This window comes from Rhodococcus sp. T7, assembly GCF_009872365.1.
Classification (GTDB): Bacteria; Actinomycetota; Actinomycetes; order Mycobacteriales; family Mycobacteriaceae; genus Rhodococcus_F.
The window spans coordinates 1-12138 of the sequence record NZ_WXYH01000069.1; the positions used below are offsets into that span (position 1 = coordinate 1).

14 protein-coding genes and 1 pseudogene are annotated in these 12138 nt (G+C 68.0%); 9 read left to right on the plus strand and 6 right to left on the minus strand.

Features of this window, described 5'->3' with window-relative positions; genetic code table 11:
* Positions 1-88: 88 nt before the first annotated feature.
* The 3 genes from MLGJGCBP_RS09580 to MLGJGCBP_RS09590 form a co-directional block, all read right to left on the minus strand.
* The gene (locus tag MLGJGCBP_RS09580; RefSeq protein WP_160095081.1) at positions 89-805 is read right to left on the minus strand and encodes a DUF899 family protein; all 717 of its coding nucleotides are present in this window, start codon (positions 803-805) and stop codon (positions 89-91) included.
* Between the two features lie 93 nt (positions 806-898).
* Complete coding sequence (locus tag MLGJGCBP_RS09585) at positions 899-2119, minus strand: RNA polymerase sigma factor (protein WP_160095083.1); 1221 nt, start codon at positions 2117-2119, stop codon at positions 899-901.
* Entirely contained in the window at positions 2116-2451 is a 336-nt protein-coding gene (locus tag MLGJGCBP_RS09590) for a YciI family protein (RefSeq protein ID WP_087556078.1), read from the minus strand. Before MLGJGCBP_RS09590 ends, MLGJGCBP_RS09585 begins: the two co-directional genes overlap by 4 nt.
* 148 nt (positions 2452-2599) lie before the next feature.
* On the opposite strand from MLGJGCBP_RS09590, the gene MLGJGCBP_RS09595 reads away from it, so the two are divergent.
* Complete coding sequence (locus MLGJGCBP_RS09595) at positions 2600-3769, plus strand: serine hydrolase domain-containing protein (RefSeq protein WP_160095085.1); 1170 nt, start codon at positions 2600-2602, stop codon at positions 3767-3769.
* Positions 3770-3836: 67 nt separating this feature from the next.
* On the opposite strand, the gene MLGJGCBP_RS09600 is transcribed toward MLGJGCBP_RS09595, so the two are convergent.
* Both MLGJGCBP_RS09600 and pip read right to left on the minus strand, forming a co-directional pair.
* Positions 3837-4745, minus strand: a complete 909-nt coding sequence (locus MLGJGCBP_RS09600; protein WP_160095103.1) for an amidohydrolase family protein — start codon at positions 4743-4745, stop codon at positions 3837-3839.
* Between the two features lie 41 nt (positions 4746-4786).
* Positions 4787-5743, minus strand: a complete 957-nt coding sequence (gene pip / locus MLGJGCBP_RS09605; protein ID WP_160095087.1) for a prolyl aminopeptidase — start codon at positions 5741-5743, stop codon at positions 4787-4789.
* Positions 5744-5792: 49 nt separating this feature from the next.
* On the opposite strand from pip, the gene MLGJGCBP_RS09610 reads away from it, so the two are divergent.
* Both MLGJGCBP_RS09610 and MLGJGCBP_RS09615 read left to right on the plus strand, forming a co-directional pair.
* On the plus strand, positions 5793-6728 hold the full coding sequence (locus MLGJGCBP_RS09610) for an alpha/beta hydrolase (protein WP_160095089.1): 936 nt from the start codon (positions 5793-5795) through the stop codon (positions 6726-6728).
* Positions 6721-7323: a hypothetical protein gene (locus MLGJGCBP_RS09615; protein ID WP_160095091.1), complete on the plus strand. Its 603-nt coding sequence runs from the start codon at positions 6721-6723 to the stop codon at positions 7321-7323. Before MLGJGCBP_RS09610 ends, MLGJGCBP_RS09615 begins: the two co-directional genes overlap by 8 nt.
* 9 nt (positions 7324-7332) lie before the next feature.
* On the opposite strand, the gene MLGJGCBP_RS09620 is transcribed toward MLGJGCBP_RS09615, so the two are convergent.
* The gene (locus tag MLGJGCBP_RS09620) at positions 7333-7848 is read right to left on the minus strand and encodes a putative immunity protein (RefSeq protein WP_160095105.1); all 516 of its coding nucleotides are present in this window, start codon (positions 7846-7848) and stop codon (positions 7333-7335) included.
* Positions 7849-7911: 63 nt separating this feature from the next.
* Between MLGJGCBP_RS09620 and MLGJGCBP_RS09625 the strand changes: the two genes are divergently transcribed.
* The 6 genes and pseudogenes from MLGJGCBP_RS09625 to MLGJGCBP_RS09650 form a co-directional block, all read left to right on the plus strand.
* A complete protein-coding gene (locus tag MLGJGCBP_RS09625) occupies positions 7912-8595 on the plus strand; it encodes a HEAT repeat domain-containing protein (protein WP_160095093.1) in 684 nt (227 codons plus the stop codon).
* A gap of 11 nt (positions 8596-8606) precedes the next feature.
* Positions 8607-9608, plus strand: a complete 1002-nt coding sequence (locus MLGJGCBP_RS09630; protein ID WP_160095095.1) for a MerR family transcriptional regulator — start codon at positions 8607-8609, stop codon at positions 9606-9608.
* Positions 9609-9674: 66 nt separating this feature from the next.
* Positions 9675-10238, plus strand: coding sequence for a pyridoxamine 5'-phosphate oxidase family protein (locus MLGJGCBP_RS09635; RefSeq protein ID WP_160095097.1), 564 nt, complete (start codon positions 9675-9677; stop codon positions 10236-10238).
* 13 nt (positions 10239-10251) lie between these two features.
* The gene (locus MLGJGCBP_RS09640) at positions 10252-10746 is read left to right on the plus strand and encodes a DinB family protein (protein WP_160095099.1); all 495 of its coding nucleotides are present in this window, start codon (positions 10252-10254) and stop codon (positions 10744-10746) included.
* Between the two features lie 135 nt (positions 10747-10881).
* The gene (locus MLGJGCBP_RS09645; RefSeq protein ID WP_160095101.1) at positions 10882-11799 is read left to right on the plus strand and encodes an alpha/beta hydrolase family protein; all 918 of its coding nucleotides are present in this window, start codon (positions 10882-10884) and stop codon (positions 11797-11799) included.
* A 68-nt stretch (positions 11800-11867) separates the two neighbouring features.
* Positions 11868-12138: pseudogene (locus tag MLGJGCBP_RS09650) on the plus strand (alpha/beta hydrolase); the annotation flags it as partial.

Sequence of the window (12138 nt, forward strand, 5' to 3'; positions counted from 1 at the left end):
CGGGCACCGAATCCACGCCCGAAATACCCAACCTGAAACTGATCAGAGCGACACATCAGACGCATGCAAGATCGAGGTTAATAAGTACTCACGAGCGAAGCACTCTCGACCACTGCGCGGTGGGCCGTCCGTCGGTGCGCATGATGTCCCTGGTGCGACGCTGCCACCGCTGCGGCCACCCGGCGGGCGAGTTCTCCCACGATTCCTGCCGGCCGTACGTGGTCATGTCGAGGAGCCCGTACGTCGGAGCCATCGGTTCGAGGCCACGGCCACTGGTCCAGAACGTCTCGAACACCCGGCCGCCCCGGCGCAGATAGCAGATCAGCGGCGCCGGGGACCGTGGGCGGTCGCCGAGCAGAGCGTCCGCCGCGTCCTGCGCGGAGTACCAGGGCACGTCCCAGTCCATGAAGTCTCGGTAGCCGACGCTCACGTCGTACGGGCCCTGGCACAGCGTGGCGTACGTGACGTCGCGGGAGTGCAGGTACGACAGCTCCCGCACCTGGCCGTTGAAGAACGTGCAACCCTCGCATTGTTCGGCCACGGGCTCGTCGGCGTGCCACATATGGAAGTACGCGATCAACTGGCTGCGGCCCTCGAACACGTCCAGCAGCGGGACCGGCCCGTCCGCGCCGACGAGGGTGATGCTGGGGTCGACCTCGACCATCGGCAGTCGCCGGCGGGCCGCCGCGATCGCGTCGCCTTCGTGCGTGTGCGCCTTCTCCCGCACCCGCAACGCGTCCAATTCGGCCTGGTAGGTCGCGTGGTCGACGACGGACGGTGCCGGTGGGGTCGCTTCGGTGTTCACGACAGTCTCCTTTTCATCCAGGTGGGCTTTCAACCAACCGACGAAGGATGCCGTCCGGGATCGACAACAATCGCGAGAAAATCTCGAGATTTCTCAGACCTCGCGCAGGCGGCCGGTCAGGTAGCGACGCTCGGCGTCGGTCGGCGCCAGCTGCAGGGCCTGCTCGTACGCCGCCCTGGCCTCGGCGGCCCGGCCGTCCCGCCGGAGCAGGTCGGCGCGGGTCGCGGGCAGCAGGTGGTAGTGGTCGAGCCGGCCGGATGACGCGATCTCGTCGACGAGAGCAAGGCCGGCCGGGATGCCGTCGGCCATCGCGACCGCCACGGCGTGGTTGAGATCCACGACCGGGGACGGCGCCAGCCGCGCCAACTCGGTGTACAGGGCCGCGATCTGCGGCCAGTCCGTGCTCGCCGCGTCGGCCGCGGTGACGTGGCAGGCGGCGATGGCGGCCTGCACTTGGTAGGCACCGGTACGTCGCGCCGCCAGCGCCTGGTCGAGCGTTGCCACTCCTTCGGCGATCAGCGTCCGGCCCCACCGAGACCGGTCCTGGTTCTCCAGGGTGACCAGCACACCGGCGTCGGTGCGGGTCGCGCGCCGTGACTCGTGCAGCAGCATCAGCGCGAGCAGGCCGCGCGGCTCGGGTTCCCCGGGCATCAGCCAGACCAGGAGCCGGGCCAGGCGGATCGCCTCGGCGGCTAGGGCCCGTTCCCCGTTCTCCTCGTCATAGCCCTGGTTGAAGATCAGGTAGAGCACCGCCAGGACGGAGGCCAGCCGATGCGGTAGCAGTTCGACGGGCGGCACCCGGTACGGGATCCCGGCCTCCCGGATCTTCCGCTTCGCGCGGACGAGACGCTGCGCCATCGTGGACTCGGCAGTCAGGAAGGCCCGAGCGATCTCGGCGGTGCTCAAACCTGCCAACGTCCGCAGGGTGAGCGCGACCCGGGCCGGGAACGGCAGCGCCGGATGGCAGCAGGTGAAAATCAGCCGCAGCCGCTCGTCGGGGATCTCGTCGTGCGGCACCTCGTCCGGGTCGCGGGCCAGGACCGCGAGCTGGCGCACCTTGCCCGCACCCGCGGCGTCGCGGCGCAGCCGATCGATCGCGCGGTTGCGGGCCGTCGTGGTGAGCCACGCACCGGGGCGCCGCGGAATGCCGTCGCGTTCCCAGCTCGTCAACGCGTAGGCGAACGCGTCCTGCGCGCAGTCCTCGGCCAGATCCCAGTCCCCCGTCATCCCGATCAGGGTCGCAACCACCTGACCCCACTCATCCCGGAACGCCGCATCGACGGCCGCACGGACTCGGTTCTCGGACTCCGTCATTCCCACACAGGGCGGATCTCGACGCCGCCCCACCGCGCGTAGGGATGGCCGGCCGCGATCTCGATCGCCTCGTCCAGGTTCTCGCAGTCGACGATCACGAATCCACCGACGAAGTCCTTGGTCTCGGCGAACGGCCCATCCGACACCAGAGTCTCACCGTCGCGGACCCGGACCGTCGTGGCGTCCACCACCGGCCGCAACCGCTGGCCGACGAGCAGACCGCCGCGCCGCTGCACGTCGGCCCACCACGCCTGATGCACGGGGTCTGCCTCGAGCTCCTCGTTCGTCGGCGATACCGACTCGTCGTCGCAGATCAGCAGGACGTACTTCATACCTCCGATCTTGCCCGAGCAGTGGCCGGACGGTCACCGGATCCGACGGGGCACACCCGCCCGTTTGCTCCCCGCGCGGCGTCGGCGACGGTAGATTCACGTATCGCTGCTCCCGCAAGATTCCCGCTCGTCGAAGGGATCGTCCGTTATGAGTAAGCCGACTCGCCGGTGGATGCGCCGCGGTGCATCCGCCGCCCTCGCCGTCGCCATCGGATTCGCCACCCTCTCGTGCGGTTCGGATGACACCAGCGGCGGTGGGACGGAGTCGACAGCCCCGGAATCCGCCGACGTCGCGAAGATCGAACAGATCGTCCAGGGCAAGATGACCGAACTCGACCTGTCGTCCGCCGTGTTCGGGGTGTGGCGCGGCGACGAGCAGGTCACCGTCGGCGCGCTGGGCGGATCCCCCATCGGCGTTCCCGCGACACCCGACATGCAGTTGCGGGTGGGCCAGCCGATGGAACCGATGCTGTCGACGGTGCTGCTGCAACTCGACAAGGACGGCGTCGTCCCCCTCGACAAGCCCATCGCCGAATGGGTCCCCGACTTCCCGCGCGCCGACAAGATCACCCCGCGGATGCTCGCCAACAGCACCACCGGCATCTCGGACTACGTCACCGACCCCGAATTCCTCAAGCAGTTCTACGCCAATCCGATGGCGGGCTTCACCGCGCAGCAGATCTTCGACCTCGCCAACTCGCGGCCGCCGCTGTTCGAGCCCGGCACCAATTGGGCGTACGCCCACAGCGACCTGTGCCTGCTCGGCGTGGTCCTCGAGAAGGCCACCGGCACGACCCTCCACGACCTCATCCAGCAGCGCATCCTGGACCCGCTCGGCATGAACGCCAGCGACGTCGTACTCACACCCCAGATGACGGAGCCGACCCTGCACGGCTACACGAATGAACGCGGCGTCTTCGAGGACTCCACGTTCTGGAACCCCACCGCATTCCTCAACAGCGGCAACATGAACTCCACCCTCGCCGACGTCTCCGTGTGGGTGCGGGCGCTCGCCGCAGGCAAGCTCCTCTCCGAGGAGCAGTTCAAGGAGATGATGGCCCCCAGCACCGCGGGCCTCGGCCCCATGACGGCGCAGAAGTATTTCGCGTTCGGCGTCGTCCACATCGACGACTGGCTCTACATGAACCCGGCCTTCGGCGGCTACAACGGCGTCGCCTTCTACGACACGAAGACCGACACGACGATCGTCGTCTACTGCGCCCTCGGACCTAAAGCCAACTCCGACAACAACAATGCCGTCCCCATCGGCAAAGACATCGGCGCTCTCCTCGTCCCCGACCGGCCCCCGGACGTCTGACCTCCGTGGGGCGTCCTCAACGGAACGACAACGGTTGCCATCGTCCATCTGCCGGCGGGGTTGAACATCAACTCCCGACCGCCGGGAGGCGGTACACCCGCCGCGCGGTTTCGCCGAAGAAGAGCGCCTGTTCGTCCGACGGCAGGTCGTCGAGGGCTGCCTGCACGGTGGACACCATGGTTTCACTGTCCCACAGCAGATGGTCGATCGGGTAATGCGAGGCGAACATGCATCGCCGGGCGCCGAAGATCCCGATCGCCGCCCGCACCCAGCGACCGATTGCGTCCAGGGAGGTTCCGAAGATGAGGGCGATTCCCTGAAATTTGAGGACGACGTTCGGAAATTGACTCACCGCACCGAGGCGTTCTTTCCAACGGGAGAAACCCTCGTCGGTGAGGTCGACGGGCCAACCGACCGCCTCCAGCACAAAGGTGGTGTCGGGGAACGCCGCAATGAGTTCGTGCACGTCGGGTAGCTGCTCGTCATACAAGAGCAGATCCCACACCAGCCCTGCCTCGGCGACCTTCTCGAACCCGCGCAGCCAGGCCGGGTCCGACAGGTAGTCGCCGCGCGCACCCAGACGCTTGACGGGATCGGCCGCCCAGTACAGCGGCTGACGCACCGCCCGGACCACCGGCAGATCCCGGTATCGCGCGAGAACACCTGCCAGATCAGGTAAATCGAGCTGCACAGCCGCGATAAAGGCGTTCGGAACACCGACGCGCTCGGCGCGCTGCTGAACCCAGATGGCCTCCGCGACACCGTCCGCTGCGCCGAACTCACACGCGACCGAGGCCGTGACGGGTATCCCGTCGACCTGTGCCCGATAGTCGTGCGGCACGTATCGGCGCGCCGCGTCATAGTAGTTCGGCAGCAAGGCGGTCAGCGCGGGTGGGCGACTGTCGATCCACGGGTACGCGAGATCGGGCAGATCGATGAAATGATGATGAGCATCGACGATGTCCACCTCACACAGCCTATTTCACTTCGCCCCGAGCGGCCGAGACTTGGCTGAGCTCAACTCGCGTTGAATCTGTCCACGGCGGCCGTCAGTGCGGCGGCGAATCCTTCTCCGCCGTGCCCGGCGTCGTCGAGCACGACCAACTTGCTGCCCGGCCAGGCCTGCGCGATCTCCCACGCGGTGTCCAACGGGCCGGACACGTCGTAACGTCCGTGCACCAGGATCGCCGGGATGCCGGCGAGGGCGCCCATCCCGTCGAGGATCTCGTTCGGGGCGAGGAAGCAGTCGTGTGACCAGTAGTGCGTCACCAACCGCGCGAACACGCTCCGGAATGCGGGATCGTCGTAGCGGGGGTTCGGCTGCCACCCCGGCATCAGCGAAACATGCGTGTCCTCCCACGCACACCACGCCACCGCCGCCTTTCGGCGCACCTCCGGATCCGGGTCGGCCAGCAGGCGTGCGTAGGCGGCCGGGATGTTCCCCGCCCGCTCGGTCTGCGGCACCGCCGCGACGAACTGTTCCCACTGCTGCGGGAACACGCGCCCCATGGCACGGGTGATCCACTCGATCTCCCTGTGGGAACCCGTGGTGATCGCACCGAACACCGCCGCAATCACCCGTTCCGGGTACTTCTGTGCGTACACCAATCCCAGGTTGACGCCCCACGAGACGCCGGTGACGATCCACCGCTCGATCCCGAGATGGTCACGCAGGCTCTCGATGTCGTCGACCAGGTGCCCGGTCGTGTTCGACCCCAGGTCGTAATCGGGGCCGTCTGCCAGCGGCGTGCTGCGGCCACACCCGCGCTGGTCGAACAGCACCGCCCGGAATGCGGTCGGGTCGAAATAACGTCGTGCTCCAGCGGTACTTCCCGAGCCCGGTCCGCCGTGCAGGTAGACGACGGGGATCCCGGTCGGGGTGCCGACGGTCTCCCAATACAGGCGGTGACCATCGGTGACGTCGAGGAGTCCGGACTCGTACGGCTCTACCGCCGGATACAGTGCGTCGCCCACCGACTCACCCTGCCACGGCGCCGGCCTACTGTCCGTACTGTGAGTCTCGATGCAATTCGGACTGACTGATCTGATCGATCCGCGCCTACTGTCTCTCGTCGACGCGTCGCGGGCGTTCTACGCGACGCGCGTCGCCGGTCGGGGTCCGAGTAGCAGGGAGGAACTTCGCGCGTTCCGCGCCGACGCCCCGGCCCCCGCCCCGTCGCAACCGCTGGCCGTCGAGGAGGTCGTCGTCGCCGGTGGTCGTCGAATCCCGCTGCGTATTCACGCCCCCGTCGGCCGGACAGCGACAGGTGTCTACCTGGAGATTCACGGCGGCGGCTTCTATATGGGGTCGGCCGCCGGCAGTGACGTCCGTAACCGCCGGCTCGCGGACGCGCTCGGCATCGCGGTCGTCAGCGTGGACTACCGGCTCGCTCCCGAACACCCGTGGCCGGCCGCACCCGACGACTGCGAAACCGCGGCGCTGTGGCTCCTCGAGCACGCCGCGGACCGCTTCGGGACGACGAAAATCTCCATCGGCGGCTTCTCGGCCGGTGCAACGCTCGCGACGACCACGCTGCTACGGCTGCGCGATCGGCGGATATCCACGGTTGATTCCGCCGTCCTGCAGTTCGGAACGTACGACCTCAGTGCGCAGACACCCGCCGGACGCCTGATCGCCGACGAGTACTTCCTCGACGCCTATGCGGGCACGACGTCGGACCGCACTCATCCCGACCTCTCCCCGATCTATGCCGACCTCACCGACCTGCCTCCGGTCCTGATGGTGGTCGGCAAAAAGGACATCCTGCTCCACGACAACCTGGCCATGGCCGCGCGACTGTCCGCCTCGGGTGTCGACGTCGATCTCCGTATCTACCCGGACTCGCCCCACGGATTCACCGGCCACCCGACCCCGATGGCGCGAGCGGCCCACGACGACATGCAGAGGTGGCTCAACGGCCATCTACACCCGAGTGCTGGAGGTGATCGGCATGAGTGAGCATCAGTTGTCCGAAACTTCTGTTCCGATAGTGCCGACGGCGGGGCTCTGGGATCGCGGCGAGGTGATCGGCGCCGCGGTGCTGGCGGTCGCGGGGATCGCCTGGTTCGGCTGGGCGCAGGAGGATCCGCCGGCACCGTGGGCCCCCTACCTGATCGCCGGGTCGGTGGTCTCGGCGCTGCTCCTGGTCGCGCTGGTGGCGCTGCTGGTGCGCCGACTGACGACGCCCGGCTCTCCGATGGCTGACCCGCGGGTCCGCCGCCGCTACTGGCTCACGGTGGCAGTGGAAGTGGTGCTGATCGTGGGCGGAAACCTCCTCCTTGCCGCGGTCGGGCATCAGGCCTACGACGCGGCATGGACGCTGTTCGTCGTCGGTGTCCACTTCGTTCCGCTGGGCAAGTTGTTCCATGCCCGGGGCCTTGCTCTGACCGGTGTCGTCGCGGCGGTCGTCGCAGCGGCTGCTGTGTGTCTCGGGCTTGCCGGCGCCGTGGCGCCGAGCGCAGCAGCAGGTGCCGGTGCCGGGGTCGTGTTCATCGGTTACGCCGGCTGGGTGCTCGGACGGGGGCGCCGCGTCCGAACGGGTGACGTGCGGTAGCCGACGCGCTCAACAGTCGAACACCGACCAGCAGATGTCGTTCCGCAACCTCTGATCATCGAGTACGAGTTCGCGAATCGCTTCGGGGAGTTGGTCACGCTGCCAACGGCACTCACGTCGTCCGGCTGCCTCTGCCTCACCCGCGGGCGCGGCAGCACGGACAGCTTTGATCGCGTAGGCGGCGGCACCGAGTTCGTGCGCCGCGACGTGTGCGACCGCCCCGGCCTGCCCCGCGGCGTAGGCGGCGTGCCGTGCTGCTCCGCGCAGGTCTCGAGCCGCGCCCATGGCATGGCCGCCGGCGGCGCGAGCCTCCATCATCTTGACCTCCCCGCGCACCCACGCGCGGGCGTTCTCGATCGCATCACGCGGCCGTGCGTCGTCGGGCCGAACCGACTCGAACAGGTTCAGCACGTGCTCCGCGCACGACGCCGCCCACAGCGCCAAAAGCTGGTGATCCGCGTCGGTGAGGGTGCCACCGCGCCGGATCGTCACGAAGCGAGGGTCTCGAGCCTTCGGGAGGATCATGGCTAGATTTTCCATCACTCGCATCCACCGGCCCTTGACCCTGACACAGTGACAAGGACTCGAATGGTCGGCGAAGGAGGTGGTGTCGTGAACACAACCAACCACGGTGGGCCGAATGCTCACCTCGTCGACGCTCTGGCCGCGGCCGATCCGTCCGCCCGGCTGCGGGCGGCGCTCGCTGCGGGCACGCACCCCGATCCCCGCTTCGCGGACGCTCTCGTCGACCGGTGTGCCGTCGAACCGGACTTCTACGTCCGCGACATGCTGACCTGGGCACTGTGCCGGCTGCCTGCCGACGTCACGGTGCCGAGACTGATCCACGAACTCCGATCCGGATCCGCGCAGGCCCGTAGCCAGTCGCTGCACACCCTGTCCAAGATCGGGGATCGGCTCGCCTGGCCCGCGGTGTCGGCACTGTTGCACGACGGGCACGACGAGGTCGCGCGCAGCGCGTGGCGGGCGGCCGTGGCCCTCGTGCCACCCGGCGATGAGGCTGCGCTCGCGGCCGAACTGGTGACCGAACTCGGACGCGGCGACCATCAGATGCACCTCAGTCTGAGCCGTGTCTTCGTCGGACTCGGGGACGGCGCCCTGCCGGTCCTCGACGCAGCCGGGACGAGTCCCGATCCGCACATTCGCGCGCATGCCGATGCGACGCGGCAGCTCTGCCACGACCCCGACAGCGGATTCGCCCTCTCACTCGAGATGGCGAAGCGCGTCGCGGTCGCCGGCCCCGACACGCAGTAGGAGGAGATGGAATGTTGATCGGCGAGGTCTCGCGGCGGTGCGGTGTCAGCACGCGGATGTTGCGCCACTACGACCGGTTGGGACTGGTCGAGCCCACCGGCCGCACGTCGGGTGGCTACCGCGAGTACTCCGCCGATGACATCCGACGGCTCTTCCACGTCGAGAGCCTGAGGACGTTGGGGCTGTCGTTGAACGAGGCCAAGCGCGCCCTGGACGAGCCCGATTTCGCACCGGCCGATCTGGTGGGAGACCTCATTCGGCACACCCGCCGGCGGATCGCCGCCGAGGAGGAACTGCTCGGCAGGCTCGAAAGCGTCGACGCTGCCTCCCCCGCGGAGTGGGACGATGTCCTGAACCTCGTCACCCTGTTGCGGGCGCTCGAATCGGAGTCCGCGGCGCGGCGTCAGCAGGCGATCCTGTCCGCGAACGGGAAGGCGTCGCTGCCCGTCGAGGCGTTGGTCGAGGCCGCCCTGACGGAGGACGACCTCAATGTGGCCGGGGCGCTGCAGTGGTCGTTGGCGAGGATCGCCGGTCGGGGACTCGCGGAACTCGCCAACGGCCTGGACGCGGAGGAGGTCGACGTCCGGCGTCGGGCCACTACCGCGATAGCGGCCATCCACACCGAGGAAGCCGTCGTGCATCTGAGACGGGCCCTCGACGACTCGGACGCCACGGTCCGCGGGTACGCGGCCCTCGCGCTCGGCGCTCGCGGAAACAGCGAGTCGATACCCGTCCTCCTCCAGATGGTCGTCACGGGGCGGCTCGACGTCGAGGCCGCCGAGGTGCTGGGTCTGCTGACGACGCTCTCTCCCTCCGCCGACCACATCGTCGGGGCCATGCAGGACACGCTCGACACCGTCGACGACGCGCCCACGCGGTTGCGGATCACGCAGGCCCTCGCCGAGATTCCCGGTGCCGCGGCACGGAGGGCACTCACCCGGCTGACCCGCGACGACGACCGGACGATCGCGTCCACCGCGGCGGCGATCATCCACGCGCAGGACCGCGGATAATTCCTGACACACGATGTCAGGGTCTCGGTGCGAGCATGGTTCCACCGTCGACAGACAAGGACCCCCATGCGCGAAACACCCGAAGAACTCAATGAACTTCAGCGACTTCTCGACGCCTCGCTGTCCCGCTCGACCGCACATCTCCGTTCGATCATCGACACCGACAGAACACTGACCGCGGAGCAGCTCATCCAGGTCGTCACCGGCATGTGCACGCTCGCGCTGTCCACCGTCACGGCCACGGGCGAGCCGCGGATCAGCGGTGTGGACGGGCACTTCCTGCACGGGAAGTGGCACTTCGGCACGGCGCGCGGCGCGGCCAAGGCCCGGCACCTCGCCACCCGGCCCGTCGCCAGTGCCGCGCACATGCGCGGTGAGGACCTGGGCGTGTTCACGCACGGCACGGTGGAGATCCTCAACCCGAAGGACGGGGAGCCGGCCGCGGACTGGCCGGACCTGCTCGCCTACTTCAAGGACTTCTACGGCGAAGACTCCTTCGACTGGGACAACGACGTGGTCTACTACCGGCTGCACCCGCACTGGATGACCGTCTACGCCGCGGATACCGCTCAGCTTGCTGCGCAGTCGGATTCACGGCCCCCGATCGATCACACAGACCGGTCGGTGTGATTACGATGCCTGCATGGGATCGCCGGAAGGGCAGCGCGACGGGTGGACCGCCGATCTCCGTGGCCGGCTGGACGAGTTACTCGACGGATACCGGGCCGCGCTGCGCAGCGCTCTGAACGGCCTGGACGAGGAGCAGGCGCGCCGGCGTCTGGTGCCGTCGAAGACGACGCTGCTCGGATTGGTCAAGCACGTCACCTACGTCGAGGGCGTGTGGTTCGACCAGGCGGTGACCGGCCGCTCGTACCGGGAGATGGGCATCGCGAGCACCCCGAACCGGTCGTTCACCCTCACCCGAGCCGACACCATCTCATCCGTGCTGGACGCGCACGCCGAACGCTGTGCCCTCTCCCGGCAGACGATGTCTCCTCTGGCGCTCGACGACGTCGTCGACGGCCGGGGCGAGCGCACCGTGTGGGCGCTGTATCTGCAGGTACTGCGTGAACTGGCCCAGCATGCCGGGCACGCCGACATCCTGCGCGAGCAGATCCTTGCCGACCGCACTCCGTGACCTGCCCGCGGGTCGTCGAGTCGCGCTGACGGGAGGGGAGGGCTGACAGCACCTGGATCGGCGAGCGGGTGAGGGGAACACTCGGCAGTGGAAGTACCCGGTATGGCGCTCCGGCGCCGGAAAGGAAGACATCCGATGGCTGACGAAGACAATGCCCAGGCCGCGTTCGACAGTTTCGTGGCGCTGTGGACCACGGGCACGACCGCCGGACGGCGGGCGCCGGTGTTGCGGCGACCCGACGAGGTGGGACTGGACTACGAAGACGTGACATTCCCGTCCACGGACGGCGTGCCACTCGAAGGGTGGTTCATCCCCGCCGACTCCGACAAACTGATCATTCACAACCACTTCCTGCCGGGCAACCGGTACGGATACCCGGGCCACCTCCCGGAATTCGGTGGGTTCGGCGGATTCGAGATCAACTTTCTGCCGGAGTACAAGGCGTTGCACGACGCCGGCTACAACATCCTCGCGTACGACATCCGCAACCACGGCCTCAGCGGGCAGGGGAACGGCGGCATCGTCGGCATCGGCTTGCTCGAATACCGCGACGTCATCGGGTCCCTGCATTACGCCTCCTCACGGCCGGACACCAAGGACATGACGAAGGTCCTGCTGTCGGTGTGCCTCGGCGCCGACTCCACCGCGGTCGCCTGGTCGAAACACCCGGAGGAGTTCTCCGAGATCCAGGCGATGGTCATGCTGCAACCGGTGTCGGCCAAGTACGTTGTCGAGGAGTTCGTCAAGGGCGTCGGCATGGCCGACGGCTACGAGAAGTTCGACAAGGCCGTGCACGAGCGGACCGGTTTTCATCTCGCCGAGCAGTCGCCACTCGAGCACGTCAAGGCGGTCACCGTACCCACGCTCGTCGCGCAGGTTCACGACGACACGATGACCCGCCCCGAGGACGTGCAATCGATCTACGACGCTCTTCCCGTCGACGACAAAGAGTTGCACTGGATCGAGGGCACCGACCGCCGCTTCGATGGCTACAACTACTTCGGCATCCATCCCGAGGTCGCGATCGGGTGGTTCGACAAGCACCTGAAGTAGCCCGGCACCAACCGGTTCGGAACGGTCCCGCTCCCGCGCACAGCGGCGGCGGGACCCGCCCGGCATGCGTGAAGAAAAAGCTCCATGAGCACGGACAACATGGCGCCGGCGACGGTGAAGCGCCGTACTGGGACATCGCGGCGGACATCTACTTCCCGCCCGGATTCGACGAGTCGAAGAAGTACCCGGCCGTCATAAGCCCGCACCCGATCGGCAGCTGCAAGGAACAGACGTCCGGCAACGTATACGGCACCGCCCTCGCCGACGCCGACCGGATCGGCGTGCTCGGCATCTGCGGCGGCGGTGGATACTCCATCGCCGCCGCGAAGACCGACCGTC

What these genes read in the sequence shown, in the direction of transcription:
- MLGJGCBP_RS09585 (WP_160095083.1), bottom strand. Translation starts at nt 2,119, where the DNA reads ATGACGGAGTCCGAGAACCGAGTCCGTGCGGCCGTCGATGCGGCGTTC.
- MLGJGCBP_RS09590 (WP_087556078.1), bottom strand. Translation starts at nt 2,451, where the DNA reads ATGAAGTACGTCCTGCTGATCTGCGACGACGAGTCGGTATCGCCGACG.
- MLGJGCBP_RS09595 (WP_160095085.1), top strand. Translation starts at nt 2,600, where the DNA reads ATGAGTAAGCCGACTCGCCGGTGGATGCGCCGCGGTGCATCCGCCGCC.
- MLGJGCBP_RS09610 (WP_160095089.1), top strand. Translation starts at nt 5,793, where the DNA reads ATGCAATTCGGACTGACTGATCTGATCGATCCGCGCCTACTGTCTCTC.
- MLGJGCBP_RS09615 (WP_160095091.1), top strand. Translation starts at nt 6,721, where the DNA reads ATGAGTGAGCATCAGTTGTCCGAAACTTCTGTTCCGATAGTGCCGACG.
- MLGJGCBP_RS09620 (WP_160095105.1), bottom strand. Translation starts at nt 7,848, where the DNA reads ATGATCCTCCCGAAGGCTCGAGACCCTCGCTTCGTGACGATCCGGCGC.
- MLGJGCBP_RS09625 (WP_160095093.1), top strand. Translation starts at nt 7,912, where the DNA reads ATGGTCGGCGAAGGAGGTGGTGTCGTGAACACAACCAACCACGGTGGG.
- MLGJGCBP_RS09630 (WP_160095095.1), top strand. Translation starts at nt 8,607, where the DNA reads ATGTTGATCGGCGAGGTCTCGCGGCGGTGCGGTGTCAGCACGCGGATG.
- MLGJGCBP_RS09635 (WP_160095097.1), top strand. Translation starts at nt 9,675, where the DNA reads ATGCGCGAAACACCCGAAGAACTCAATGAACTTCAGCGACTTCTCGAC.
- MLGJGCBP_RS09640 (WP_160095099.1), top strand. Translation starts at nt 10,252, where the DNA reads ATGGGATCGCCGGAAGGGCAGCGCGACGGGTGGACCGCCGATCTCCGT.
- MLGJGCBP_RS09645 (WP_160095101.1), top strand. Translation starts at nt 10,882, where the DNA reads ATGGCTGACGAAGACAATGCCCAGGCCGCGTTCGACAGTTTCGTGGCG.